The sequence below is a fragment of the Nocardia terpenica genome, assembly GCF_013186535.1.
Classification (GTDB): domain Bacteria; phylum Actinomycetota; class Actinomycetes; order Mycobacteriales; family Mycobacteriaceae; genus Nocardia; species Nocardia terpenica.
Window position 1 is genome coordinate 738,567 of record NZ_JABMCZ010000002.1, and the last position, 24,630, is coordinate 763,196.

General features: G+C 69.5%; 24 protein-coding genes. 7 read left to right on the forward strand and 17 right to left on the reverse strand.

The window, feature by feature from the left end:
* The first annotated feature begins 85 nt into the window (after positions 1-85).
* From cysS to HPY32_RS14840, 3 genes are all read left to right on the forward strand, one after another.
* On the forward strand, positions 86-1,477 hold the full coding sequence (gene cysS, locus HPY32_RS14830) for a cysteine--tRNA ligase (protein WP_067580581.1): 1,392 nt from the start codon (positions 86-88) through the stop codon (positions 1,475-1,477).
* Positions 1,477-2,433, forward strand: a complete 957-nt coding sequence (gene rlmB, locus HPY32_RS14835; protein ID WP_067585094.1) for a 23S rRNA (guanosine(2251)-2'-O)-methyltransferase RlmB — start codon at positions 1,477-1,479, stop codon at positions 2,431-2,433. Before cysS ends, rlmB begins: the two co-directional genes overlap by 1 nt.
* Before the next feature lie 74 nt (positions 2,434-2,507).
* Entirely contained in the window at positions 2,508-2,810 is a 303-nt protein-coding gene (locus tag HPY32_RS14840) for a DUF4190 domain-containing protein (protein ID WP_067580580.1), read from the forward strand.
* Between the two features lie 3 nt (positions 2,811-2,813).
* Here the strand turns inward: HPY32_RS14840 and HPY32_RS14845 are convergent, their stop codons facing one another.
* The 3 genes from HPY32_RS14845 to HPY32_RS14855 all read right to left on the reverse strand — a co-directional run bounded on the left by HPY32_RS14845 (position 2,814) and on the right by HPY32_RS14855 (position 5,754).
* On the reverse strand, positions 2,814-3,620 hold the full coding sequence (locus tag HPY32_RS14845; protein WP_067580579.1) for an enoyl-CoA hydratase/isomerase family protein: 807 nt from the start codon (positions 3,618-3,620) through the stop codon (positions 2,814-2,816).
* A gap of 116 nt (positions 3,621-3,736) precedes the next feature.
* The gene (locus HPY32_RS14850; protein ID WP_067580578.1) at positions 3,737-4,909 is read right to left on the reverse strand and encodes an acyl-CoA dehydrogenase family protein; all 1,173 of its coding nucleotides are present in this window, start codon (positions 4,907-4,909) and stop codon (positions 3,737-3,739) included.
* A gap of 92 nt (positions 4,910-5,001) precedes the next feature.
* Positions 5,002-5,754: an alpha/beta fold hydrolase gene (locus tag HPY32_RS14855; RefSeq protein ID WP_067585089.1), complete on the reverse strand. Its 753-nt coding sequence runs from the start codon at positions 5,752-5,754 to the stop codon at positions 5,002-5,004.
* A 36-nt stretch (positions 5,755-5,790) separates the two neighbouring features.
* Here HPY32_RS14855 and mhuD point away from each other — a divergent pair, with 36 nt between their 5' ends.
* On the forward strand, positions 5,791-6,108 hold the full coding sequence (gene mhuD, locus HPY32_RS14860; RefSeq protein WP_067580576.1) for a mycobilin-forming heme oxygenase MhuD: 318 nt from the start codon (positions 5,791-5,793) through the stop codon (positions 6,106-6,108).
* Positions 6,109-6,126: 18 nt separating this feature from the next.
* Here mhuD and HPY32_RS14865 read toward each other — a convergent pair whose 3' ends face one another.
* From HPY32_RS14865 to HPY32_RS14880, 4 genes are all read right to left on the reverse strand, one after another.
* On the reverse strand, positions 6,127-8,856 hold the full coding sequence (locus HPY32_RS14865) for a discoidin domain-containing protein (RefSeq protein WP_067580575.1): 2,730 nt from the start codon (positions 8,854-8,856) through the stop codon (positions 6,127-6,129).
* 158 nt (positions 8,857-9,014) lie between these two features.
* The gene (locus HPY32_RS14870; protein ID WP_067580573.1) at positions 9,015-9,458 is read right to left on the reverse strand and encodes an OsmC family peroxiredoxin; all 444 of its coding nucleotides are present in this window, start codon (positions 9,456-9,458) and stop codon (positions 9,015-9,017) included.
* Positions 9,459-9,623: 165 nt separating this feature from the next.
* Positions 9,624-10,319 carry an ABC transporter permease subunit gene (locus HPY32_RS14875; protein ID WP_309247526.1) on the reverse strand — a complete coding sequence of 232 codons (696 nt, stop codon included), beginning with the start codon at positions 10,317-10,319 and terminating at the stop codon, positions 9,624-9,626.
* Positions 10,320-10,471: 152 nt separating this feature from the next.
* A complete protein-coding gene (locus HPY32_RS14880) occupies positions 10,472-11,482 on the reverse strand; it encodes an ABC transporter ATP-binding protein (protein ID WP_171982866.1) in 1,011 nt (336 codons plus the stop codon).
* Positions 11,483-11,608: 126 nt separating this feature from the next.
* On the opposite strand from HPY32_RS14880, the gene HPY32_RS14885 reads away from it, so the two are divergent.
* From HPY32_RS14885 to HPY32_RS14895, 3 genes are all read left to right on the forward strand, one after another.
* Complete coding sequence (locus HPY32_RS14885; protein ID WP_067580572.1) at positions 11,609-12,826, forward strand: sensor histidine kinase; 1,218 nt, start codon at positions 11,609-11,611, stop codon at positions 12,824-12,826.
* Positions 12,823-13,497 (forward strand): response regulator, encoded by a 675-nt coding sequence (locus tag HPY32_RS14890; RefSeq protein ID WP_067580570.1) that lies wholly within the window; start codon positions 12,823-12,825, stop codon positions 13,495-13,497. The genes HPY32_RS14885 and HPY32_RS14890 overlap by 4 nt, the downstream gene beginning before the upstream one ends.
* Before the next feature lie 77 nt (positions 13,498-13,574).
* Positions 13,575-14,369 (forward strand): LLM class flavin-dependent oxidoreductase, encoded by a 795-nt coding sequence (locus tag HPY32_RS14895; protein WP_216676122.1) that lies wholly within the window; start codon positions 13,575-13,577, stop codon positions 14,367-14,369.
* On the opposite strand, the gene HPY32_RS14900 is transcribed toward HPY32_RS14895, so the two are convergent.
* The 10 genes from HPY32_RS14900 to panD form a co-directional block, all read right to left on the reverse strand.
* On the reverse strand, positions 14,357-15,148 hold the full coding sequence (locus HPY32_RS14900) for a phytanoyl-CoA dioxygenase family protein (protein WP_067580569.1): 792 nt from the start codon (positions 15,146-15,148) through the stop codon (positions 14,357-14,359). The genes HPY32_RS14895 and HPY32_RS14900 overlap by 13 nt on opposite strands.
* Positions 15,149-15,282: 134 nt before the next feature.
* Complete coding sequence (locus HPY32_RS14905) at positions 15,283-17,826, reverse strand: ATP-dependent Clp protease ATP-binding subunit (RefSeq protein ID WP_067580567.1); 2,544 nt, start codon at positions 17,824-17,826, stop codon at positions 15,283-15,285.
* A gap of 336 nt (positions 17,827-18,162) precedes the next feature.
* On the reverse strand, positions 18,163-19,104 hold the full coding sequence (locus tag HPY32_RS14910; protein ID WP_067580566.1) for an esterase/lipase family protein: 942 nt from the start codon (positions 19,102-19,104) through the stop codon (positions 18,163-18,165).
* A gap of 42 nt (positions 19,105-19,146) precedes the next feature.
* Positions 19,147-19,770, reverse strand: a complete 624-nt coding sequence (locus HPY32_RS14915) for an FHA domain-containing protein (RefSeq protein ID WP_067580565.1) — start codon at positions 19,768-19,770, stop codon at positions 19,147-19,149.
* Positions 19,771-19,975: 205 nt separating this feature from the next.
* Positions 19,976-20,341, reverse strand: coding sequence for a histone-like nucleoid-structuring protein Lsr2 (locus HPY32_RS14920; RefSeq protein ID WP_067580563.1), 366 nt, complete (start codon positions 20,339-20,341; stop codon positions 19,976-19,978).
* 114 nt (positions 20,342-20,455) lie between these two features.
* On the reverse strand, positions 20,456-21,922 hold the full coding sequence (gene lysS / locus HPY32_RS14925) for a lysine--tRNA ligase (RefSeq protein ID WP_067580561.1): 1,467 nt from the start codon (positions 21,920-21,922) through the stop codon (positions 20,456-20,458).
* Between the two features lie 299 nt (positions 21,923-22,221).
* Complete coding sequence (locus tag HPY32_RS14930) at positions 22,222-22,644, reverse strand: rhodanese-like domain-containing protein (protein ID WP_067585077.1); 423 nt, start codon at positions 22,642-22,644, stop codon at positions 22,222-22,224.
* A 5-nt stretch (positions 22,645-22,649) separates the two neighbouring features.
* A complete protein-coding gene (locus HPY32_RS14935; RefSeq protein WP_082870784.1) occupies positions 22,650-23,234 on the reverse strand; it encodes a cysteine dioxygenase in 585 nt (194 codons plus the stop codon).
* Between the two features lie 163 nt (positions 23,235-23,397).
* Positions 23,398-24,189: a type III pantothenate kinase gene (locus HPY32_RS14940; protein ID WP_067580559.1), complete on the reverse strand. Its 792-nt coding sequence runs from the start codon at positions 24,187-24,189 to the stop codon at positions 23,398-23,400.
* Positions 24,190-24,203: 14 nt separating this feature from the next.
* A complete protein-coding gene (gene panD, locus HPY32_RS14945; RefSeq protein WP_067580557.1) occupies positions 24,204-24,623 on the reverse strand; it encodes an aspartate 1-decarboxylase in 420 nt (139 codons plus the stop codon).
* Between the last annotated feature and the right edge of the window lie 7 nt (positions 24,624-24,630).

Sequence of the window (24,630 nt, forward strand, 5' to 3'; positions counted from 1 at the left end):
GTGGGGTGTGCGCCGGATCTCCGGCCCGTACCCTGCATTGCACCGCTCCGTATCTCCGATTTCCCAACAGCTAGGATGGCTGGTCGTGACTCTGCGCCTGTTCGACACCGAGACGCGGACCCTGCGTGATTTCACGCCCCTGGTCCCCGGCCACGTATCGGTGTACCTGTGCGGCGCCACCGTGCAGGGCGAACCTCACATCGGACACGTCCGCAGCGGAGTCGCGTTCGACGTGCTGCGGCGCTGGCTCGGCGCCAACGGTTTCGACGTCGCGTTCATCCGCAACGTCACCGATATCGAGGACAAGATCCTGAACAAGGCCGCCGCCGCTGGCCGCCCCTGGTGGGAGTGGGCCGCCACGCACGAGCGCGCCTTCGACCGCGCCTACGAGGCGCTGGGTGTGCTGCCGCCGTCGGCGGAACCCCGTGCGACCGGGCACATCACCCAGATGGTGGAGCTGATGCAGCGGCTCATCGACCGCGGGCACGCCTACGACTCCTGCGGCAACGTGTATTTCGACGTGCGCAGCTTCCCCGCGTACGGTGTCCTGTCCGGACACAAACTCGACGATGTGCACCAGGGCGAGAGCGTCGGCGAGGGCAAGCGCGACCCGCGCGACTTCACCATGTGGAAGGCCGCCAAGCCCGGCGAGCCGCACTGGCCGTCGCCGTGGGGCCCCGGCCGCCCCGGCTGGCATCTGGAATGCTCCGCGATGGCCCGGTACTATCTCGGGCCCGAGTTCGACATCCATTGCGGCGGCAGGGACCTGGTGTTCCCGCACCACGAGAACGAGATCGCCCAGTCGCGCGCGGCGGGCGACGGCTTCGCCCGCTACTGGCTGCACAACGGCTGGGTGACCCTCGGCGGGGAGAAGATGTCCAAGTCGCTGGGCAACACCCTGTCGGTGCCGAATGTGCTGACCCGCGTGCGGGCCGTGGAGCTGCGGTTCTATCTGGGCAGCGCGCACTACAGCTCGATGCTGGAGTACTCCGATCAGGCGCTGCAGGACGCGGCCCAGACCTATCAGCGCATCGAGGCGTTCGTGCAGCGGTCCGTCGAGCGGGCGGGCGAGATCCCGGTCGGCAAGTGGACCGACGCGTTCGCCGAGGCGCTCGACGACGATCTCGGAATTCCCAAGGCGCTGGCCGAAATCCACCGGGTGGTGCACGAGGGCAACAAGGCACTGGACGCGGGCGGGCTCGACGCCGTGCGCGAGGCGGCCGGTCAGGTGCGGGCGATGCTCGCCGTCCTCGGCGTGGACCCGCTGGATCCGCACTGGGCGGGCCCGCAGGATTCCTCGGCGGCCGTGGACTCGCTGGATGTGCTGGTGCGCGGCGAACTCGAGCTGCGCCAGCAGGCGCGCGCCGCCAAGGATTGGCAGGCCGCCGACGCGGTCCGGGACCGGCTCAACACGGCCGGCATCGAGATTACCGACACGCCGGACGGCCCGGAGTGGTCGCTGAGAAAGGCGCACTGATGGCAGGCAATTCGCAGCGACGCGGCGCAATCCGCAAGAGCGGCACCAAGAAGGGCGCGACCGTCGGTTCCGGCGGCAAGCGGCGGCGCGGCCTGGAGGGCAAGGGCGCGACCCCGCCCGCGCACAAGCGCGTCCATCATCCGGCGGCCAAGCGGGCGGCGGCGGCCAAGAAGGCCGCCTCGCGCGCCCCGGCGCGCCCGGCGTCGCGCAAGGACGACGGTCCCGAACTGGTGCTGGGCCGCAATCCGGTGGTGGAGTGCCTGCGCGCCGGTGTCCCGGCGAGCGCGCTGTATGTGGCGGTGGGCACCGAGAACGACGAGCGGCTCACCGAGGCGGTGAAACTGGCCGCCGATACGGGCATCTCGATCCTCGAGGTGCCGCGCACCGACCTGGACCGGATGAGCACCAACGGCCTGCACCAGGGCATGGCCCTGCAGGTGCCGCCGTACCGCTACGCGCATCCGGGCGATCTGCTCGAATCCCTGCGGGGCTCGGCCGAACCCGCGCTGATCGTGGCGCTGGACAACATCTCCGATCCGCGCAACCTCGGCGCGGTGATCCGCTCCGTGGCGGCCTTCGGTGGGCACGGCGTGGTGATCCCGCAGCGGCGCAGCGCCAGCGTGACCGCGGTGGCGTGGCGGACCAGCGCCGGTGCGGCGGCCCGGCTGCCCGTCGCGCGCGCCACGAATCTGACTCGCACGCTGAGGGATTACGCCGACGCCGGGCTGCAGATCGTCGGGCTGGACGCGGGCGGCGACACCACCCTCGACGAATTCGACGGCACCACACCGACGGTCGTGGTGGTCGGCTCGGAGGGTAAGGGCCTGTCCCGGCTGGTGCGCGAGACCTGCGATACCATCCTCGGCATTCCGATGGCGGGACCGGTGGAGTCGCTGAACGCGTCGGTCGCGGCGGGCGTGGTGCTCGCCGATGTCGCGCGGCAACGACGCGCCTGACTCCATAACCATTACCTCGCGGTTTGCGCGTCCGCGCGCTTTCGCGTGTCCCGCACCATAAAATCGGGCGGGTGATGCCGAACCAGCCTCCGTACTGGGGCCCGTTTCCCGACCAGCCGATCGGGAACCCGGTCGAGCATCCGCACGCGACCACCGTGCTGCTGCTCGGGGCGCTGAGCGTGTTCTGTTGCGGCGCACTGGGTCCGGTGGCGTGGGCGATGGGCAAGCGGGCACTCGATCAGATCGAGATGTCCGGCGGCGCGTACGGCGGTCGCTCCCAGGTGTTGGTCGGCTATGTGCTGGGCATCATCGGCACGGTGCTCATGGTGTGCATCGCCCTCATCTACCTGCTGATCCTGCTCGGCGGCCACGCCTGAGCATCAATCCAGCCGCGGCCGTTCCGGTTCCGGGAGTTCCCAGGCGGGCCAGTCGGTGCTGATGCTGCCGGTCCACTTGGGCTGGCGCCGGTCGCGCAGCGCGGCCATGCCCTCGCTGCCGTCGACGCTGGCGGCCACGTAGTCGTGCAGTTCGGTCTCCAGTCGGCCGACGGCCTCCGGGCTCATCCCCAGCCCCTCCCACAGCAGCCGCTTGGACAGCGCCGCCGGGAGTGGGGCGGCGCCACCGGCGATGTCGTGGGCCACGGCGAGGGCGGTGGGCAGCACCTCACCGGCGGGGAGGCAGGCATTGGCCAGGCCCATCGCCTTGGCCTCGTCGCCGTCGAAGGTGCGGCCGGTGAGCATGATGTCGGCGGCGTTGGCCATGCCGACCAAACGCGGCAGCGTCCAGTGCGCGTAGCCGTCGGCGAGCGCGGCGCGGCGAACCTGGTTGAGCCCGTACACCGCGTCGCGGGCCATGTAGCGCAGGTCGCACTGCAGCGCCAGCGCCAGGCCGATGCCGACCGCGTGCCCGTTCACCGCGGCGATCACCGGCTTGCGCACCCGCCACGGCGGCGGATCGATGGTGGCGCTGGCCTCGCCGACCCGATCGGACAGGTCGGCCCCGGCGCAGAAGGCGGGCGGGGTGCCGGTGACGACGACGGCGCGGACGGCGTCCTCGCCGTCGCAACGCCGCAGTGCCGCACCGAGTTCGGCCGCCATCGTCGGGGTGAAGGCATTCTGCTGAGCGGGACGATGAAGCGTGAGCACGGCGACCCCGGAGGAAACATCGACGTGCAGTTCCGAACTCATACGATGCGATCCTAGCCGTGGAGAAGTCGCCGGTGGGTACCGCGAACGAGCAGAACACAATCGCGCGTGCTCTCGCAACATGATCGCCGCCGAGTGGACAATCCGGCTAGTGCGGGCTATCCGCGCAACATCTTTCGGCCGATGGCCCACTTGTGCACCTCGGTGGGGCCGTCGTAGAGGCGGAAGGCGCGCATGTCGCGGAAGATCATTTCTACGACGGTTTCGTCGCTGATGCCGATGCCGCCGAGGACCTGGACGCAGCGGTCGGCGACGCGGAACAGCTCCTCGGAGACGAAGGATTTGGCCATCGAGCTCTCGTGGCGGGCCTTGTGGCCCTGATCCATCAGCCAGCAGGCGTGCCAGATGGTGAGGCGGCACTGGTGCAGCGCGATCTCGTTGTCCGCCAACAGGAACGACACGCCCTCGTGCTCGCCGATGGGCTTGCCGAAGGCGGTGCGGGTGCGGGCGTGCGCGACGGCGATGCTCTGCGCCCGTTCGGCGGCGCCCAGCCAGCGCATGCAGTGGGTCAGCCGGGCGGGCGCCAGCCGCAGCTGGGCGTAGCGCAGCGCCTGACCGGTCTCGCCGAGCACGGCCTCCCGCGGCAGGGTGAGATTCTCGAACCGCACCACGCCGTGCCCGCCGACGTAGTTGCGGTCCATCGTGTTCATGGTGCGTTCGACGACGATGCCGGGGGCGTCGCCGTCGGTGAGCAACAGCGTGGGGCCCTCGGGCAGATGCGGATTCGCGGCCAGGCGGGCCATGACGATCCAGGTCTTCGCCCCGTCCGCGCCGGTGATCAGCCACTTGCGGCCGTTGACGGTGAAGTTCTCGCCGTCGAATTCGGCGGTGGTGGCGAGCTGGCCCGGATCCGAGCCCGCGCCGCCCGGCTCGGTCATCGCGAATACCGAACGCTGCCGCCCGGTGATCACCGGCATGAGGTAGCGGTCGATCTGCTCCGGGTTTGCCACCTTGGACAGCAGGAACATGTTGCCCTCGTCCGGGGCGGCGCAGTTCATGGCGACCGGGCCGAGCGTGGACCAGCCCGCGGCCTCGTACAGCACCGCCTGCTCGATGTGGGTGAGCCCGCGCCCGCCCAGTTCCACCGGCGCCTGGATGGTGAGCAGCTTCTCGGCCCGCGCCAGCTCCACCAATTCCTGCCGGAGTTCGTCGTTGGGTCCGTGCGCGGTCAGGCGCGGATCACGCTCGTACGGAACGATCTTGTCGATGACGAACTGGCGAATCCGGTCGCGTTCGGCGGCGAGGTCGGCGGGAATCGAGAAGTCGATCATCGGTGGTCACCTTCGTTCGGGGGTGCGTGGGACGAGCATAAGCGCAACCACACCGGGACTGAAGGCAGCCGCCTTCATATATGGGCGGCGGGCTACCGGCTCGGCACGAGCACCTCGCGGAGGAAGCGTTCCACCTGCGTTCGATACACGGACGGTCGATCGCCGTGCACGAGATGCCCGGCACCGGCGACCAGGACATGGCGTGCGTTCGGGTGCGTCTCGGCCATCGCCCGCATCTGCCCCGGCGGGGTGATGCCGTGCTCGCCCTCGAGCAGCAGGGCCGGGGCGCGGACCGCGCGCCACTGGGACCAGAAATCGCGGGTCCCCCACTCCTCGGAGATGTCCCGGAAGGTGGGCACCGCGCCGTGCAGCCGATAACCGTCCGGGCCGCGGGTGAACGCGGCCAGGAAGTAGCGCCCCGCGACCGGGCCGAAGAAGTCCAGCACCGCGTCGGCGTCCGGAAACGGTTGCGGCCAGGCTTCGATCATGGCCGCCCAGTCGCGCGCGGTGCGGCCGCGAAAGTCGGGCGCCATGTCCTCGACGACCAGCGCCCGCACCCGCTCGGGGTGGGCGGCGGCGAACATCCATCCGTGCAGGCCACCCATGGAGTGCCCGATCACCACCATCGGCTCGGCGATCCGGGCCACGGCCGCGGTGAGATCGGCGACGAACGCCTCGGTGGTCAACTCCGGCGGCGCCGGGCGCCCGTGCCCGGCGGCGTCGAAGGAATACACCCGCCCGAACCCCCGCAACCACTCCACCTGCGCCCGCCAGGTCCGCGCACTACCCATCAGCCCGTGCAGTAGCAGAATCGGGTTACCTTTACCACCCTCGTCGTACAGCATCAGCACCGACAATACGGTCGGTATTAGCCTGGGCCCATGGCTGTTGTGAAGATCAATGCGATCGAGGTTCCCGAGGGGGCGGGGCCGGAGTTGGAGAAGCGGTTCGCGCACCGGGCGCATGCGGTGGAGAATTCGCCCGGGTTTCTCGGGTTTCAGTTGCTCCGGCCGGTGGCGGGTGAGAATCGGTACTTCGTTGTTACGCAGTGGGATTCGGAGGAGTCCTTTGCGGCGTGGCGGGACGGTCCGGCCGTCGCGGCGCATGCGGGCCAGGCCCGGCAGCCGGTGGCGACCGGTTCGTCGCTGCTGGAATTCGAGGTCGTGCTGGACGTGGCGGGCGCGGCCAAGGACGGCTGAGTCGCCGTTCGCCCGAGCCTATCCGGGACGGGTAGCGACGTTCAGCTCTCGGATGCCGGGGCGGCCGTTCGGGTCCGCCGCCGACACATGGACGCGCACATAACGCGCGTACATCGGGTAGGCCACGGCACCGCCCTGCGTGAGTGACAGCGGCGTCCAGGTGCTGTTGTCGCGGGAGACGGAGACATCCCACGCGGCCGGGGCGGGGTCGGTCCACTGCGGGGCCACCCGCGTCACCGCCGCGACCGCCCCCAGGTCGACGGTCAGGTCGGCCCGGGAGGTGGCGGGCAGCCATTCGGTGCCGGAGTCGCCGTCGACGGCCGCCTCGGCGTAGTCGCCCGGCTGCTCGCTGCTCGCCGTCGCGGTCCGGCAGCGGGCCGCGTCGTCGGTCGGCGTCAGATCCGGTCGGCGCGTGGGCAATCGCAGCGACCGGCCCGAATCCACCTGCCGCACACCGGCGCTCGTCTCCACCGGGAGACTCGGCCCCGAGGTGAGCGTGACGGTGGTGTGCTCGGGTCCGGCGGCGACGTCGAAAACGCGTCCCTGCCAGTGTATTCCGCGCACCGTAAGACCCTGTGCCAGCTGCGGCGGCAGCAGCGGGTCGAGCCGGACGCGATCATCGTAGATGCGCAGGCCCAGTAGGCCGTTGGTGAACTCCTGCACGTATCCGCCCGCGAGCGTGGTGAAGTCGAAGGCGGGCGAACCGGCCAGCGGATCGGTGGCCCCGGCCTTCGATCCGCGCGCCTCGGCGAACTGGCCGAACGGCTCCCGCGCGAACGGGCGGGCGGATCGGTCCAGGTAGGTGCCGACCGAACAGCCGGGCTCGCCGCCCTGGGCGGCGTCGATGGCGTGCACCGAATCGGTCATGGCCGGGCCGTCGGGATCGGTGCGGGCGGCGTAGTAGTCCAGCGTCTTCGCCGCCACCTCCGGCGGCATCGGCCAGGCCAGCGGGTATTCCAGCAGCACGGTGTCGGCCTGTTTGATCTGCGATCCGCGATAGCCGTCGTACTGCAGATATACCCCGTTCGCCGGATCGAACGGCATGCGCAGGTGGTCGGCGACGGTATTCCAGGCGGGCGGGGCGGGCTGCCCGAGCACCCGCGCCGCGGCGGTGGCATTGCGAAGCGCCTCGGCGGCAACGCCGTTGGTGTACACGCCGTCGTCGACGCCGTTGCTGTACTCGTCCGGCCCGGCCACATTGCGGATGGAGTAGCTGCCGTCCGGGTTCGGGGTCGCCCGCGCCGCCCAGAATTCGGCGAGATTCGACACGATCGGCCAGATCCGGGTGCGCAGGTAGTCGGTGTCCCTGGTGGCCAGGTAGTACTGCCAGGCCGCGAGCGACACATCGCCCTGCAGATGGATCTGGGTGAGGCAGTGCGGCGGCGACCAGCTGTGGCAGTCGGTCCACAGGTCGCCGGTGGCCGCGCTGGTCCACGGGTAGAACGCGCCCGGATAGCCGAGTCGCTTCGCATTCTCCTGCGCGGCGGGCAGTGTGCGGTAGCGGTAGTCGACGACCGAGCGCGCCAGGGTGGGCGCGAGTTGCAGCAGCCCCGGATACATCCAGATGTCGGCGTCCCAGAAGATCAGGCCACCGTAGTTGTCGCTGCTCAGCCCGGTCGGGGAAATGCTGTTGTCCTGCTGCGGATTCGACGCGGAGTACAGCGAGTACAGCGCGCCGCGCGCCCAGCGCTGCACGTCCGGCTTACCCGGTGTCTCGATATCGGATGCCCACAGCGCGCGCCACGCCTTGCCCTGGGCGGCAAGGAGATTCGGCCACCCCTGTGCGGCGGCCCGGTGTGCGGCGTCGAGCGCGGCTCGGGCGGGATCGGGGGCGGTCAGCGCGGTGTCGACGCCGACGAATTTGGTGAATTCGTACGGCTTTCCGGGTGTCACGTCCAGTGCCGCCCGCTGGGTCGTGCTCGCCGGTTCCGCGTGCTGCTGTACCCGCGCGCCGGGCGCGGTCAGCGTGGCGGCGATGTCGCCGACGACATTCGTTGCCTTGGTGCGGAATTCGAGGGTCTGGGTGGCGGGGGCGGAGGTGGTGGCGCCGACCGGGTCGAGACGGCGGGCGCCCGCGTGGTCGAGCAGGTCGGTGACGGTGAGCTGCCCGGCCCAGTGCGGCGTGACGGTCAGGTGCACGGCGGCCGCGTGCTGATCGGCGCGGTCGGCGAGCACGTCGTAGGTCAGGTCGGTGGCGCGGCCGTCGCGGGTCGTCCAGGTCAGTGCGGTGCGGACCATTCCGCAGCGCAGGAACTCGGTCTGCCGGAAGTTCGTCACCTGTCCGGACGGCGTTGTCGGCGAATAGGTTTCCGCGCCCACGCCGACCAGCAGCGTGGACCAGTTCGGCACCGCCGCGGCCACCGTCAGCCCGTCGGCGACCGCCGGGTCGCGCCCGTACAGCCCGGCCACGAAGGCCCCGTCGAACCGCGGCGTGTACAGCGGCCAGCCGGTCCGCTCCCCCGTCTCCAGGTAGCCCGCGCCCGCGGGCGGCACCCGCAGGCCGAGGTAGCCGTTGCCGACGAACGGATGCTGGTCGTAGGTCGCGGCGTAGTTCGTCGAGAACGGGGCCCAGTCGGAGCGTTCGGAGATCTCGTCGCCCAGGCAGGCCGCCGCCCGGGCCTGGCCACCCTGCTCGGGCCGCACCGCGACCGCGATCGCGACAACCACCACCACGGCCACGAGCGCCGCGACGACACCGATCACCAGCCGGGAGGGCCTACCGATCCGTGGTCGCGCAGCGGAAGACATGGTCGCCAGGGTGCCACAGACAAACCGGTCGGCGCGAGACGTGGAATCCCCCGGGGAGGAATCGCCGGTGGGCGATGACGCGGCGGGCGAACGGCGAGCGAACGAATCACGGTCGGGCTCGGCACCCCGGGCCCGACCGCGTTACTTCAGTGGAGTGCTCAGCCCTCGAATGTGGCGTCGAGTTCGATGGTGCCGACGCCCGCGAGGGCCTTGCTGATCGGGCAGCCCGCCTTGGCGGCCTCGGCGGCGGTCTGGAACGCGGCCGCGTCGATGCCGCTGGCCTTGCCGCGCACGGTCAGCTTGATGGTCGAGATGTGGAAGCCGCCGGCCGGGTCCGGACCGAGCGTCACGTCGGCGTTCACGTCCAGGCTCTGCACGGTGCCACCGGCATTGCCGATCTGCGCCGAGAGCGCCATGGCGTAGCAGGAGGAATGCGCGGCGGCGATGAGCTCCTCCGGGCTGGTGGTGCCGTCGGCGGAGTCGGCGGTGCGCTTCGGGAACGACACGTCGAACTTGCCGACGCCCGAGCTGGCCAGCTCGACCTGGCCGGAGCCGTCCTGCAGTCCTCCGGTCCAGGCGGTCCGGGCGGTACGTGTGGGCATCGCTGTCCTTTCTCAGTGGGATAGGGTCGCCGTCGCGATCGAACCTACCCGCTGGAGCCGTTCGCCCCCACCCCTTCGCGGCGAGGAGAGGGGGTGCCAGGGGGCCGGACGCGAGCGCACCGCCCGCGTGACGATCTCGCGAGCGGTGTCGTATCCGCTTGTCCCTCACACCATGTCGCGGGTGCGGAGCAGCCACACCGTGGTGGCGGCGAAGACCACCAGGTAGCCCGCGAGTAGCGCGAACGAGGCGGGCCGCGACAGGATGTCGAGGACGCCGGGCGTCGCCGATCCCTCGACCGTGCGCATCGCGCCCGCCAGGGAACCGGCGGCGGTGCCGGGCAGGTGGTCGGTGATCGCGCGGATCGGCGAGAAGATCGCCGCCACCCCGCGCAGCAGGTTCTCCACCACCAGCACCCACACCAGCCCCAGTCCCACGGCGAGGGCCGGTCCGCGGGCCAGCGCGCCGATCAGCGCCCCCGCCAGCGTCCACATGCCGAGAATGGCCGTGCCCGTGACGATTCCGAGCAGGACGCGACTCGCCGACGGCAGCGCGAGCGACTGGTGCTGCACCACACCGATCACCGCCGCCACCCCGGTGTCCACCACGAATGCCGCGCACACCAGCCCGACCACCACGACCGCCAGCGCCACCACGGTGCCCCCCACCACACTCACCCGCGACGGCCCCTGGGTGAACACCGTCTTCCAGGTACCCCACCCGTACCCGCTCCCCACCGCGAGCGCCCCCAGCACCAGAATCAGCGCCCCACCGAACATCGCCATCCCCTGCGTGAACACCTCCGGCACCGCCCCCGGCAGCATCTGCCGCAACAACAGATCCCGCGGCAGCCCATTGGACATCCGCGTCCCCGACCCGGTCGTAAACGCCAAATAATTGAACAGATAGGCGAACACAAGATTCAACAGAATCCACGTCCCCAACAAAATCCACATGGCAGGCCACTTCCCCAGCCGAACCAATTCCGCCCGCCCACAAGCCAACAAATCCCGCATCACGCCACCACCTTCCGCGCTGTCTCATGCTGTGCCCCCGAAACCCCCGATCCCGGCACACCCCCACTCCCTGGCCCCGGCACACCCCCACTCCCCGGCCCCGGCACGCTTTTGGCCGGGGCCTCCTCCGTCATCTCGAAAAACGCTTCCTCCAGCGACTTTTCATCGGTGCGCAGTTCCAAGAGGTCGGCGCCGGACTCGATCACCGCGCGGGCGAGTCGCGGTGCCGTTGCCGCATCGGCGTCGACTCTGATACCGGCGGCGGTGAGTAGGGCGGAGTGGTCGCCTACTACGCGGCGGATCGCGGGGTAGGCCAGCTCCGGCGGTTCGGCGCGGACGAACAGGGTTGCCGCGCCGCGCAATTCGGTCACCGTGGATTCGGTGAGGAGGCGGCCCCGGGAGATGACGCCGACGCGGTCGCAGATTTCCTGCACCTCGCTGAGCAGGTGGCTGGACAGCACCACGGTGTGCCCGTCGGCGGCGAGTCCGGTGATGAGGGCGCGCATCTCGGCCATTCCGGCCGGATCGAGGCCGTTCGTGGGTTCGTCGAGGATCAGCAGGTCGGGGGTGCCGAGCAGGGCGACGGCGACGCCGAGGCGCTGCTTCATGCCGAGCGAGTAGGTGCGGAACTTGTCGTCGGCGCGGTCGGACAGGCCGACCCGCCGCAGGGCCTCGGTCACGTCGGCGGCCGAGCAGCCGCGATAGCGGGCCAGTACCAGTAGGTTGTCGCGGCCGGACAGGTACGGGTAGAAGCCGGGGCCCTCGATGAGCACGCCGATGCGGCGCGTGACGGCCGGATCGCCGGGGCGCCCGCCGAGCACCGTTGCGGTGCCCGATGTCGGCCGGATCAGGCCGACCAGCATGCGCAGCGTGGTGGTCTTGCCCGCGCCGTTGGGGCCTAGGAAGCCGTAGATCTCGCCCGCGTGGACCGTCATGGCGACCGCGTCGACGGCGGTGTGCGAGCCGTATCGTTTGGTCAGCGCATCGGTGACCACAATCGAACCGTTCATGGCATCGAGCCTGCGCCCGAGCCCGGGGAAACGCATCGGCCGACCGGCGCGATCCGGCATACGTATCCGGACGTAATTCGCGGCGCGTGCGCCCCGCCGCCGGGCCGGCGGCGTTACCGTTCGGAGGTGACGTCGACGGCGCGGCCCTGCGGCCGGGATCTGCTGGTGGCGGCCGTCGTGGCCGCCGCGCAGCTGGTCGGCGGGCACGCGGCCAACCGCTTCGCCCTGGCGCACGGCGTGGCCGGGGTGCGCCCGGTCGACGGGCTCGGCTACGCGCTGCTGCTGGCCGGTCCGCTGGTGCTGGTGCTGCGCCGGGCCTATCCGCGGGCCGTGTTCTTCACCGTGCTGGCGATCGCGGTCGGCTACCTGTTCGCCGACTACGGCTACGGTCCGGTGTTCGTCTCGCTGATCGTCGCCTTCCTCACCGCCGCGACCCGCGTATCGCGCTGGTACACCTACCCGTTCGTGCCGGTCGGCTACGCGCTGATGGTGTGGCCGGTGCCCGCGCTGCGCGGGCGCCCCGCCGAAAGCTGGCAATTAGCAGGGCTTTTCGCGTGGCTGTGCGTGCTGGTCGCGGTCGCCGAGGGGGTGCGGCAGCGGCGCGCGGTGGTGGTGGCCCGGCGGCAGCGCGCCGAGGCCGCGCGCCGCAATCGGGAGGCCGAGCGCGCCCGCGAGCTGGCCGAACGCGAACAGCACGCCACCGAGGAGCGGCTCGCGATCGCCCGGGACCTGCACGATGTGCTCGCGCACAGCCTGTCGGTGATCAATGTGCAGTCCTCGGTCGCGCTGGAACTGTTCGACCGCAGGCCGGAGCAGGCCGCGACCGCGCTGGCGGCGATCAAGACGGTCAGCCGGGACGCGCTCGGCGAGGTGCACGCGCTGCTGCACTCGCTGCGCGCGGGCGCGGAAAACGGTGTGGCGCCGACCAGTCCGACGGTCGGCATCACCGATCTGGACACCCTGCTCGGGCCCGCCCGCACGGCCGGGCTGGCGGTGCGGGCCGTCGTGCGGGGCACGCCGCAGCGGCTGCCCGCGGTGGTGGACGGCGCGGCCGCGCGCATCGCGCAGGAGGCGCTGACCAATGTGCTGCGGCACGCGCCCGGCGCCGAAGCCGTTGTCACCGTGGAGTATTCGCCCGACGCGCTGATCGTCACGGTCGACAACGAGCGGCCGCCGAATGCTCCACAGCCGTCCACAACCGTGGGCGGCAACGGAATTGCGGGCATGCGGGAGCGGGCGCACGCGCTCGGCGGCGCCGTAACGACCGGGCCGCGGGCCGACGGCGGCTTCCACGTCGGCGCGCGGCTCCCGCTCCGGACCGACCTCACGCAGGAGAACCGATGACCGACGACCGCGCCGTCCGGGTGCTGGTGGCCGACGATCAGGCGCTGGTGCGCGGCGGCTTCGTCGCGCTGCTGGACGCGCAGGACGGCATCGAGGTGGTCGGCGAGGCCGACAACGGCCAGCAGGCACTCCTGATGACCCGCGAGCTGATCCCGGACGTGGTGCTGATGGACATCCGAATGCCGGTGCTGGACGGCCTGTGCGCGACCCGGCTCATCGCCGAGGACGCCCGGCTGGCCGGGGTCAAGGTGGTCGTGCTGACCACCTTCGAGCTGGACGAGTACGTCTTCGAGGCAATGCGTTCGGGCGCAACGGGTTTCCTGGTCAAACACACCGAGCCCGCCGACCTGGTCCGCGCGGTGCGCGTGGTGGCGGCCGGTGACGCCCTGCTGTCCCCCAGCGTGACCCGCCGCCTGGTGGCCGAATTCGCCTCCCGCGCAAAGCCCGCCCCCACCGCCGCCCTCTCCGCACTCACCGACCGCGAACGCGAGGTCATGACCCTGGTAGCCGAGGGCCTCACCAACGCCGAAATAGCCGAACGCCTGTTCCTGAGCCCCGCCACCGCCCGCACCCACGTCAGCCGAATCCTGCTCAAACTCGCCGCCCGCGACCGCACCCAGCTGGTCGTCATGGCCTACGAATCCGGCCTGGTACGACCGGGCTGGCAGTAGACATACGCGTCGAGACGTACGGCAGATGTCGCGTCGGTGCCGATGTCTCCGGGCGAGGGGTGGCGGAGGGTGGAGGAATGAGAACGGATATTCGTTTCGGGGCGATCGTGGTTCCGCGGGCGGGCTGGGTCCGCGCGGTGCGGGCCGTGGAGGAGCAGGGCATTCATACGCTGCTGCTGCCGGACACACTGCGCACCGCGTCCCCGTTCCCGGCGCTGGCGGCCGCGGCGGCGGTGACGAGCACGCTGCGGCTGCGGCCGAACGTGCTCGCCGTCCCGCTGCGCACGCCCGCGGCGGTGGTGCGGGAAACGGCTGCGCTGCAACTGCTTTCCGACGGTCGTTTCGAACTCGGCCTGGGCCTGGGCCGCCCGGACGCCGAGGCGGAGGCCGAACGACTGGGCATGGCATGGGGATCGGGCGCGGATCGTCGGCGCGCGCTGGCCGATACCGTGAAAGCCGTTCGCGCGGAGGTCGATCCGGCGCCGGCCGTCATGGTCGCCGCCAGCGGGCCGCGCACCCTCACCGCCGCAGCCGAATTCGCGGACCGCTTCATGGCCGCCCTGCCGCCGTTCGCCACCGAGCCGCAGCTGGCCACGCTGGTCGGCGTGGTCCGCGACCACACCGATCGCCCAATTCCGTTCACCCACACCGTGGTCGGCATCGGCGATCGACTCTCACCGTTCCTGGGCTCGGCATTCGGGATGCGGATCGAGGATGTTCGGGCCGTCGGAGGGGTCGGCCTGCTTCCCGAGGATCCGGTGGCGGCGGCCGACCAATTGCGGCGCTGGAACGAGCAATACGGCATCGACGAGATCGTGGTGCCCGAGGACCTGCTGGCCGAGTTGGCGCCGGTGCGGCATCAAATGCGCTGATTCACGCCCAGCCCGCGCCGAATGGCCTGCTCCACTGGTGAATACGCGGCGTCGGGCCGCTCCAATTCGCACGGCTCGCGCAGCAGCAGCGGGGGCTGGGCCATGAATTTCGGCCGCCCGATCAGATTCGGCTGCGCGGCGTGCACCAGGAAGGGGTGGCACAGGTAGACGTCGCCCGCCCATCCGGTGGCCAGCGCCACGGGAAGGTCGGCGGCGCCATCGTTGTAGAACTCGATCATCGTCCGATCCCCCATCCGCGTCCCCTCGTCGCCGTAGGGCTGGAGCATTGACGGAAGCCGCAGGTGCGAACCGACCTTGATGCGAGTCGGTGCGTCGTCGGGGTCCACGTCGGAGAACAGGAACAGCATCAGCAATGCCCGTCCCTTCGACCGCACATTGACCCGCCACGACAGGGGGTCGTTCAGGTCGTCGCCGAAACTGGCGTCCACGTGCCAGCCGTCGTCGCCCGGCGATTCCTCGCTCGGGAAGCGAATCGGGAAGGTGCCCAGGGTGTTTCGCGGCAGCCAGCGCCCCTGCCCGACCAGCTGGTCGTAGGCCTCGAGCAGGACGGGGGCGGTGACCGCGTCCCGGAACGGCTCCTCGGCGTGATCCCACAACCGGATCACGGGCTGCGTCCACGTCGAGCGATCGTCGGGATCACACCCCGTCGCCCGCCAGAGAATCTCCCGCGCCGCATCGGCCGTCTCGCGCGAGAACGCCTGTTCGATCTTCACGAACCCATCGGTAATGAACGCCTCGATCTGAGATTCGGTGAGCATGCGGTCCTTTCGCGTCGAGCGTCCCTACGAGGGTCGGCCACACGCACCGGTATGCGCCACCGATTTTCGGCCGTGCATGCGCGAGGGCCCCTCTCGCACACTGCGAGAGGGGCCCTCGGCGGGGAGAGACTCGACTACTCTCCGGCGGCCTTCGCCTCACCGGCGAGCGCCGCGACCGGCTTCTCCTCGACGGGAGCGTCGACCTTGGCCTTCTCCCGGCCGGTGAAGGTGAACTTGGCGTCCTCGCCGGCGCCTTCGCCGTCCCAGTTCTCGACGTCGACCGTGATGATCTGGCCGGGGCCGATCTCGCCGAAGAGGATCTTCTCCGACAGCTGGTCCTCGATCTCGCGCTGGATTGTCCGGCGCAGCGGGCGGGCGCCCAGCACCGGATCGAAGCCGCGCTTGGCGAGCAGGCTCTTGGCCCGGTCGGACAGCTCCATCTCCATGTCCTTGTTCCGCAGCTGGTTGCCGACGCGGTTGATCATCAGGTCCACCATCTCCACGATCTGGTCGGTGGTGAGCTGGTGGAAGACGATCACGTCGTCGATGCGGTTGAGGAACTCGGGGCGGAAGTGCTTCTTCAGCTCGTCGTTGACCTTGAGCTTCATCCGCTCGTAGTTCGAGCCCTCGGCGTTGGACTGGGTGAAGCCCAGACCCACGGCCTTCGAGATGTCGGAGGTGCCGAGGTTGGAGGTGAAGATCAGCACCGTGTTCTTGAAGTCCACGGTCCGGCCCTGACCGTCAGTCAGGCGGCCGTCCTCGAGGACCTGCAGCAGGGTGTTGTAGATCTCCTGGTGGGCCTTCTCGATCTCGTCGAACAGCACGACCGAGAACGGCTTGCGGCGCACCTTCTCGGTGAGCTGGCCGCCCTCCTCGTAGCCGACGTAGCCCGGAGGGGCGCCGAACAGCCGCGAGGCGGTGAAGCGGTCGTGGAACTCGCCCATGTCGATCTGGATGAGCGCGTCGTCGTCGCCGAACAGGAAGTTGGCCAGCGCCTTGGACAGCTCGGTCTTACCGACACCGGACGGACCGGCGAAGATGAACGAACCGGACGGGCGCTTGGGGTCCTTCAGACCGGCGCGGGTGCGGCGGATGGCCTTCGACACGGCCTTGACCGCGTCCTCCTGGCCGATGATCCGCTTGTGCAGCTCGTCCTCCATGCGGAGCAGACGGGTGGTCTCCTCCTCGGTGAGCTTGAACACCGGGATACCGGTCCAGTTGGCCAGCACCTCCGCGATCTGCTCGTCGTCGACCTCGGCCACGACGTCCAGATCGCCCGAACGCCACTGCTTCTCGCGCTCGGCGCGCTTGGCGACCAGCTGCTTTTCCTTGTCGCGCAGCCGCGCGGCCTTCTCGAAGTCCTGCGCGTCGATCGCGGACTCCTTCTCCCGGCGCGCCTCGGCGATCTTGTCGTCGAACTCGCGCAGGTCCGGCGGCGCGGTCATCCGGCGGATGCGCATGCGGGCGCCCGCCTCGTCGATGAGGTCGATCGCCTTGTCCGGCAGGAAGCGGTCGTTGATGTAGCGGTCGGCCAGCGTGGCGGCCGCGACCAGCGCGGAATCGGTGATGGAGACGCGGTGGTGCGCCTCGTACCGGTCGCGCAGGCCCTTGAGGATGTTGATGGTGTGCTCGACGGTCGGCTCGCCCACCTGCACCGGCTGGAACCGGCGCTCGAGGGCGGCGTCCTTCTCGATGTACTTGCGGTACTCGTCGAGGGTGGTCGCGCCGATGGTCTGCAGCTCGCCGCGGGCCAGCTTGGGCTTGAGGATGGAGGCCGCGTCGATGGCGCCCTCGGCCGCGCCCGCACCCACCAGCGTGTGCAGCTCGTCGATGAACAGGATGATGTCGCCGCGGGTGTTGATCTCCTTGAGCACCTTCTTCAGGCGCTCCTCGAAATCGCCGCGGTAGCGGCTGCCCGCGACCAGCGAACCCAGGTCCAGGGTGTAGAGCTGCTTGTCCTTCAGCGTCTCCGGCACCTCGCCGTTCACGATCGCCTGGGCCAGGCCCTCGACGACCGCGGTCTTGCCGACGCCGGGCTCGCCGATCAGCACCGGGTTGTTCTTGGTGCGGCGGCTGAGCACCTGCATGACCCGCTCGATCTCCTTCGAGCGGCCGATGACCGGGTCGAGCTTGCCCTCGAGCGCGGCCTGGGTGAGGTTGCGGCCGAACTGGTCGAGCACCAGCGAGGTGGACGGGGTGCCCGACTCGCCGCGCGCCCCCGACTCCACGGGCTCCTTGCCCTGGTAGCCCGACAGCAACTGGATGACCTGCTGGCGCACCCGATTCAGGTCGGCGCCGAGCTTGACCAGGACCTGGGCGGCGACGCCCTCGCCCTCGCGGATCAGGCCGAGCAGGATGTGTTCGGTGCCGATGTAGTTGTGGCCGAGCTGCAGCGCCTCGCGCAGGCTCAGCTCCAGCACCTTCTTGGCCCGCGGGGTGAAGGGAATGTGACCGGACGGCGCCTGCTGGCCCTGCCCGATGATCTCCTCCACCTGACTGCGCACACCCTCCAGCGAAATCCCCAGGGATTCCAGGGACTTCGCCGCCACACCCTCACCCTCGTGGATCAGGCCCAGCAGGATGTGCTCGGTGCCGATGTAGTTGTGGTTGAGCATCCTGGCCTCTTCCTGGGCCAGGACAACGACCCGCCGCGCGCGGTCGGTGAACCTCTCGAACATCGCTCCCTCACTTCCTGCTCCGCTATCTACGGCGTTCCGGCGCTTCAGTCGACTGAGCGCCAGCCTGCCATGAAGCCCTGGGGTTGCATCCCCCGCCTCCACTCTAGTTGGCGGGGGTCTCGCCCGTCGTCCGTCCACCCTATTGCGAACCGCCGACAGCGCGACTCATTCAGTCATAACGCAGCTGTTGCCGGGTTCGTTTCCTTCTCGATACGCCCAGAGCGAACAGAGGTGCGGGTATCACCCGGTCGGGCCCGGAATGCCGGAACCGCACGGTGACCTCCGCGCGGAAACGTTGCGACTGGATTCCGAGTCACCGGAGCAGCCGAATTCACGCTACCCGCCGACGAGCGGCAGCGCCGGGTGACAGGGGACCGGCACCGGATGCGCCGGGTCGAGGGCGTTGCGCGCGAACGCCGCCGCGCGGGCGCTGCCCGCGATGCCCGCGTGCTCGGTCAGATCGGCCGGGCATCCGTCCTGGACCAGCACATTCGTGGTGCGCGGGCCCGGCACCAGCGCGATCGAGGGCGGCACCACCAGCTCGTCGTAGCGGGTCTCGATATTGGTGTAGGTCACACTCGGGTCGTACACCCCGTCGGCCAGCAGCCCGCGCATGAAGTCCGAGCCCTTCAGCATCTGCGCGCAGGCGTGGCACAGCGCGCCCGCGGCCGCCTCGAACTGCGGGCCCACCCCCAGCTGCCGGGTGAAGGCGGTGAGTTCCCCGAGTGAGAAGGCGTCGGTGCCCAGCCACGGCGCGGCGATCGCGACGAAGGCGTGCACCCGCCCCGCCCCGCCGAGCCGCTTGATGTAGTAGTTGCCGACGATGTTGCCCTGGGAGTGGCCGATCAGGTCCACCCGCGCCGCGCCGGTCTCGGCTCGCACCCGGTCGACGAAGGCCGCGAGCTGCGCGGCGCTCGATTCGATCGGTTGCATGCCGCCGATGGCCGAGATCGGCCACGGCAGGTCGTAGGCGCCGTAGGTGAGCGCGAACACGCAGTACCCGGCGTTCGCGAGCAGCGGCACGTACGCGCCCCAATTGGTCTGTGCCCCACCGCCGGTGCCGTGTACGAGCACCACCGGATCGGGGTGCGCGGCGCTCGGGCGGCAGGACCGGTCGTTCGAGCCCGGCAGCGAGCCGCCGGGATGCGCGAGCTCGTCCGGGATTCCGGCGAAGAAGTTGTAGGCGACCGGATACTCCGCCCGGGCCGTCGTCGCCGATCCGAGCCACAGCGTGGTCAGGACGGCCATGATCAGCATCGTTCCCGGCAGTCGACGCATGGGAGCCTCCCAGAACTAGAACTCGTTCTAGGAGGGTAGCCGCTACAGGTCGCGGTCGGAGATGATTCCGCTCTGTAATGCCAATCCGGCCAGACGCACCCGCTTCTGGTTCTGCGGCAGGTCCTCGACGCCGAACTTCGAGAACAGCGTGCGCATATGGGTTTTGATCGCGTCCACGCTGAGGAACAGCTCGGTGGCGATCTGCTGATTGGAGGCGGGCGACGCGAACCCGGCGTTGTTCTTGTAGGGGCGGCACAGCGCGATCAGCACCGAGCGCTGGGTCTCGGTGAGCGAGCGCAGCGGCGGCAGCGACATGGCGGAGGTGCGGGTCTGATCGTCGACCGCGCCGCCGAAGTCGTGGAACGACAGCATCGAGGTGCCCATGCGGATGCGATCGCCCGCGACCAGCCGCCGCCGGCCCACCAGCCGCTCGCCGTTGACGAAAGTGCCGTTGCGCGAAAGGCCGTCGTCCACGATGGTCCAGTGCGCGCCCAGGTACTCCACCGAGGCGTGCAGCCGGGACACCTCCGCGTCCCAGGCCAGCGTGAGATCCGCCTGCGGCGAGCGGCCGATGGTGATGCGCTGCCGCTCGGGGGTGAGCGTCACTTCCTGGTGCTGCCCGGCGCCATCGGTGAATCGTAGGAACGATCCGTGAAATCCGGTCACTGTGCCGATACCTCAGCTCTCCACCGCGCCAGTGACGTCATTCGCACAGTTTCCATGGTGCCGCGCCGGATCGAAGCGGGCAAGATCGCATACCGCGCGTCGCGAAACGGGGTGTTTCATCGGTTATGCGGAATACGCATGGAATACGCCGCTGCCACCCGGACGGCGCACGATTCCTCCGAGTGGCAGCGGCGAATGCGGTCGGCTAGTTCGCGCGACCGACTTCCTTGTTGTACGCCTCGGTAATGTCGGCGGAGATACGACCGCGCGCGGAGACCTTGTGACCCTTGCGCCGCGCCCATTCCCGAATTGCGGCACTCTGCTCCCGATCCATCGACACCCGGCTCTTCGGCGCGCCCGCACCGGCACCGGCCGGCTTGCTGCGCCGACGCCCGCTCGTCCGGCGCGCGTTGGTGACCCACTGTTCCAGCCCGTCACGCAGCTTCGCCGCATTTGCCGCGGACAAGTCGATCTCGTACGACACACCGTCGATCGCAAACTCGATGGTCTCGTCCGCGATGGACTCACCGTCGACATCGTCGATCAGGCTAACGGTGACCTTCTTTGCCATGAGATGAACGTCCTCTCGAAATCGTGCGACCCGCATACTAGGCCGATACCCGAGTTGAGAATACCTCGAATTCCGAGATTTCCAACACGGGACTTCGGCAATGAATCCGACCACTCAGCGCGCGGCCGGACGCACAATTGGGAACAGTATCGTTTCCCTGATTCCCAGACCCGTCAACGCCATCAGCAACCGGTCGATTCCCATACCGGTCCCCGTTGTCGGTGGCATACCATGTTCCATGGCCGAAAGGAAGTCCTCATCGAGCCGCATCGCCTCGTCGTCACCCGCGGCCGCCAATCTGGCCTGATCGATGAACCGGTCGCGCTGAATCACCGGATCCACGAGTTCCGAATAGCCCGTGGCCAACTCGAAGCCGCGGACGTAGAGATCCCACTTCTCGGTCACGCCGGGCTTGCTGCGGTGCTGGCGGGTCAGCGGCGAGGTCTCCACCGGGAAGTCGCGCACGAAAGTCGGCGCGTACAGCTTGTCGCCGTAGACATGCTCCCACAGTTCCTCGACCAGTTTGCCGTGCCCGTAGCCCTTGTCCTGGGGAATTTCCAGGCCGACCCGATCGGCCAGCGCCAGTAATTCCGGTACCGTCGTTTCCGGTGTCACGGCCACACCCAGCGAGTCCGACAGCGAGGGGTACATCTGGACGGTGTTCCACTCGCCGCCCAGGTCGTATTCGGTGCCGTCGGCCAGGGTGACCACCTGCGTCCCGTAGACCTCCTGGGCCACCTCCTGGATCAATTCCCGCATCATCCGCGCGGAATCGTCGTAGGTGCCGTACGCCTCATACGTTTCCAACATCGCGAACTCGGGCGAATGGGTGGAGTCCGCGCCCTCGTTGCGGAAGTTGCGGTTGATCTCGAAGACCTTCTCGATGCCGCCCACCACGCAGCGCTTGAGGAACAGCTCCGGCGCGATGCGCAGGTACAGATCCATATCCAGCGCATTGGAGTGGGTGACGAACGGGCGCGCGGCCGCGCCGCCGTGCAGGGTCTGCAGCATGGGGGTCTCGACCTCCAGGAAACCCCTGCGCTCCAAGGCGTTTCGCAGCGCGCGCACCACCCGCACCCGGGTGCGCGCCATCTCCCGCGCCTCCGGCCGCACGATGAGATCGACGTAGCGCTGGCGGACCCGCGACTCCTCGCTCAGCTCCTTGTGCGCCACCGGCAGCGGGCGCAGCGACTTCGCCGCCATCGACCAGGAATCGGCCATGACGCTCAATTCGCCGGTTCGCGAGGAGATCACCTCGCCGTGCACGAATACGAAGTCGCCCAGGTCGACATCGGCCTTCCAGGCCGCCAGCGCATCGGCGCCGACACCGTTCAGGCTGATCATCGCCTGCAACTTGGTGCCGTCGCCCTCCTGGAGCGTCGCAAAACACAACTTGCCGGTATTACGCATGAAAATGACGCGCCCGGCGACGCCGACCCGCAGCCCCGTCTGCGTGTCGGGGGCGAGGTCGGGATAGGCGGCGCGAATTTCGGCCAGGGTATGTGTGCGCGGCACCACCACCGGATACGCCTCGCGGCCCTCCCCGAGCAGCCGCTCACGCTTCTCCCGGCGAATCCGCATCTGCTCGGGAACGTCGACTTCCGCTGCGGCAGGACGGGATTGCTCCGCGGGAACCGAACCCGTGGAGCGGCCGGACGAAGGGGTGTTCGGGGTGCTCACGGACACCTACCCTATCGTGCGCCGGAAATCGTTTTGCGCGCCGCCCGGACAGTTGCGGCCCGTAACGAATCGGCATCGTTTCGAGTACGGATCCGAGACCGATTCACCGCACCCACCGACCGGTCGAAGAATTGCGGCGCATCGGACGCTATCGCGAAAACGCCTGCGCCGCGCGCCGATTCACCGACCGGCCGGGAGAATTACAGCGAGACCAGTGCGCCGACCTCGCGCACGAAGTGCGGGGCGCCCGCCGCGACCGACAACAATCCGGCCGCCTTCAACGCCTGATAGCCGCCCACCAGATCGGTGGCCCGGTGCAATCCCAGCTGCTGTAGCGAGGCCGCGGCCAGGCTGGAGGTGTAGCCCTCGGAGCAGACCACGATCCATTCCACATCGTGGTCGGTGGCCGCCGCCAGGCGCGCGGAACTGCTCGGGTCCAGGCGCCATTCGAGGACATTTCGCTCGATCACCAGCGCGCCGGGCAGCGTGCCCTCTTTCACCCGCTGCGCCTGCGGCCGAATGTCGACCAGCAGCGCGCCCCGTTCGATCGCCTGCGGCAATTCGAACGCGTACACGCGCTTCAGTTGCGTCCGCGCGTTCTCCAGCATGCGGTCGATCGTCAAGTGGGTCATTTCACATCGCCTTCGGGCTGGTCGGTGAGGACGGTCCGGGTGCGCCGCAGCGTGCCGTGGCCGGTGACCTCGTAATAGGACATGGCGGTGAGCGGTGGTGAATAGGCGTGGATCGACAGCGTCGGGTCCGGTGGACCGGTGGGCGGCTCGCCGGGGGCGCGGACCACGTCGTGCACCCAGCCGAGCGGGAACGACGCCTGGTCCCCCGCCGACAGCGTGCGCCGGCGCAATTCGCTTCCGTTCCAACGCAGTTCCGAGAGCGCGCCGCTGAGCACGGTGAGCGCGCCGAGGGAACCGGCGTGGTCGTGCAGCTCGGTGGCCTGACCGGCCACCCAGCTGATCAGCCAGACGTCGACCTCCTCGTCGGCGAGCAGCCTTGTGGCCCAGCGATTGTCGGTGGGCCAGCGGCCGTCGGACGGCAGCAGGTGGTCGTAGCGCCCGGCCAGCACGTCCTCGGCGCCCTCGTCGGTGAGCCGCAGCAGGTCGGCCGGGCGCAGCCGGGTGGGCAGCGCCGAGGCGACGGCACGGTCGGTGATCTCGGGCGCGAGACGAACAGGGTGGGTGACTACAGAGGAACGCATGAGCGAATCTCCAGGAGAGTGAACGGTCGGGGGATGCGAAGCCCCGACATCGGCCGAGGCGAATCAGCCTCGACAACACTCCTGGGTGCTCATGCGGAAAGACACGAGCGACAGCTTAGCAGCGACGGTCCGGTGTGCAAGAACCGTGTTGCGCTCGCCACAGTCAGCGCCGTCGCTGCTGGTTGCGCTCGTACACCAGGCGCAGGCCGTCCAGGGTGAGGTGTGGTTCGTGGTGCTCGATGGTCTCCGATTCCGGGACGATGAGCGGGGCGGCGGTGCCGGTGGCGACCACGGCGACGTCGTTGCCGGAGAAGCCGTCGAGCTCGTCGCGGATGCGATCGATGAGGCCGTCGACCAGCCCGGCGAAGCCGAAGACCGCGCCGGATTGGATGCATTCCAGGCTGTTCTTGCCCACCACCGAGCGCGGGCGGGTCAGCTCGGCGCGCCGCAGCGCGGTGCGGGCCACCAGCGCCTCGGTCGCGATCTCCACGCCCGGCGCGATGGTGCCGCCGAGGAATTCGCCCTTGCCCGACACCACGTCCACGCAGATGGCGGTGCCGAAGTCGACCACGATGGCCGGGGCGTCGAAGCGGTGGAAGGCGGACAGGCAGTTGACGATGCGGTCCGCGCCCACCTCCTTCGGATTGTCCACCAGCAGCGGAATCCCGGTCCGCACACCGGGTTCCACCAGCACGTGCGGGACGGTGGCCCAGTAGCGGGTCAGCATGCCGCGCAGCTCGCGCAGCACCGGCGCCATGGTGGACAGCGCCGCGACGCCGGTGACCTGCTCGAGCCGGTCGCCGATCAGGCCGCGCACCTGCATGGCGAATTCGTCGGCGGTCAGCAGCGGATTGGTGTGCATGCGCCAGGTCTGCACCAGTGTCGAATGCGAGCCGCTGCCGGAGAACAGGCCGATCTCGATGCTGGTGGGGCGGACGTCGATCGCGAGAAGCATGCCGTCCCCGCCGATCAGGCGACGGTCAGCGAGCGCGGGGACGACAGGTCCGAGCCGTCGGGCGCGTGCGCCGGATCCGAGCCCAGGTCCACCGGCCGGTTGCGCTCGTCGACGAACACCACCCGGGGCGCGTACTCGCGTACCTCCCGCTCGTCCAGCTGACCGTAGGCGATCAGGATCACCAGATCGCCCGGATGCACCAGATGGGCTGCGGCGCCGTTGATTCCGATGACTCCGGAGCCGCGCTCGCCCGCGATCACGTAGGTCTCGAGCCGGGCGCCGTTATCGATGTCGACGATGCAGACCTGCTCGCCCTCGAGCAGATCGGCGGCGTCCAGCAGATCCTGGTCCACCGTCACCGAGCCGACGTAGTGCAGATCCGCGTGCGTCACGGTGGCGCGGTGGATCTTCGACTTCATCATGGTGCGCAACATCGCGGTC

Coding starts and splice junctions, on each gene's coding strand:
- HPY32_RS14840 (WP_067580580.1), top strand. CDS start 2,508: ATGCCGAACCAGCCTCCGTACTGGGGCCCGTTTCCCGACCAGCCGATC.
- HPY32_RS14940 (WP_067580559.1), bottom strand. CDS start 24,189: ATGCTTCTCGCGATCGACGTCCGCCCCACCAGCATCGAGATCGGCCTG.
- rlmB (WP_067585094.1), top strand. CDS start 1,477: ATGGCAGGCAATTCGCAGCGACGCGGCGCAATCCGCAAGAGCGGCACC.
- HPY32_RS14865 (WP_067580575.1), bottom strand. CDS start 8,856: ATGTCTTCCGCTGCGCGACCACGGATCGGTAGGCCCTCCCGGCTGGTG.
- HPY32_RS14845 (WP_067580579.1), bottom strand. CDS start 3,620: ATGAGTTCGGAACTGCACGTCGATGTTTCCTCCGGGGTCGCCGTGCTC.
- panD (WP_067580557.1), bottom strand. CDS start 24,623: ATGTTGCGCACCATGATGAAGTCGAAGATCCACCGCGCCACCGTGACG.
- HPY32_RS14870 (WP_067580573.1), bottom strand. CDS start 9,458: ATGCCCACACGTACCGCCCGGACCGCCTGGACCGGAGGACTGCAGGAC.
- HPY32_RS14875 (WP_309247526.1), bottom strand. CDS start 10,319: ATGTCCAATGGGCTGCCGCGGGATCTGTTGTTGCGGCAGATGCTGCCG.
- HPY32_RS14890 (WP_067580570.1), top strand. CDS start 12,823: ATGACCGACGACCGCGCCGTCCGGGTGCTGGTGGCCGACGATCAGGCG.
- HPY32_RS14895 (WP_216676122.1), top strand. CDS start 13,575: ATGAGAACGGATATTCGTTTCGGGGCGATCGTGGTTCCGCGGGCGGGC.
- mhuD (WP_067580576.1), top strand. CDS start 5,791: ATGGCTGTTGTGAAGATCAATGCGATCGAGGTTCCCGAGGGGGCGGGG.
- HPY32_RS14855 (WP_067585089.1), bottom strand. CDS start 5,754: ATGCTGTACGACGAGGGTGGTAAAGGTAACCCGATTCTGCTACTGCAC.
- HPY32_RS14905 (WP_067580567.1), bottom strand. CDS start 17,826: ATGTTCGAGAGGTTCACCGACCGCGCGCGGCGGGTCGTTGTCCTGGCC.
- HPY32_RS14935 (WP_082870784.1), bottom strand. CDS start 23,234: ATGCGTTCCTCTGTAGTCACCCACCCTGTTCGTCTCGCGCCCGAGATC.
- HPY32_RS14880 (WP_171982866.1), bottom strand. CDS start 11,482: ATGAACGGTTCGATTGTGGTCACCGATGCGCTGACCAAACGATACGGC.
- HPY32_RS14920 (WP_067580563.1), bottom strand. CDS start 20,341: ATGGCAAAGAAGGTCACCGTTAGCCTGATCGACGATGTCGACGGTGAG.
- lysS (WP_067580561.1), bottom strand. CDS start 21,922: ATGCGGATTCGCCGGGAGAAGCGTGAGCGGCTGCTCGGGGAGGGCCGC.
- HPY32_RS14900 (WP_067580569.1), bottom strand. CDS start 15,148: ATGCTCACCGAATCTCAGATCGAGGCGTTCATTACCGATGGGTTCGTG.
- HPY32_RS14850 (WP_067580578.1), bottom strand. CDS start 4,909: ATGATCGACTTCTCGATTCCCGCCGACCTCGCCGCCGAACGCGACCGG.
- HPY32_RS14910 (WP_067580566.1), bottom strand. CDS start 19,104: ATGCGTCGACTGCCGGGAACGATGCTGATCATGGCCGTCCTGACCACG.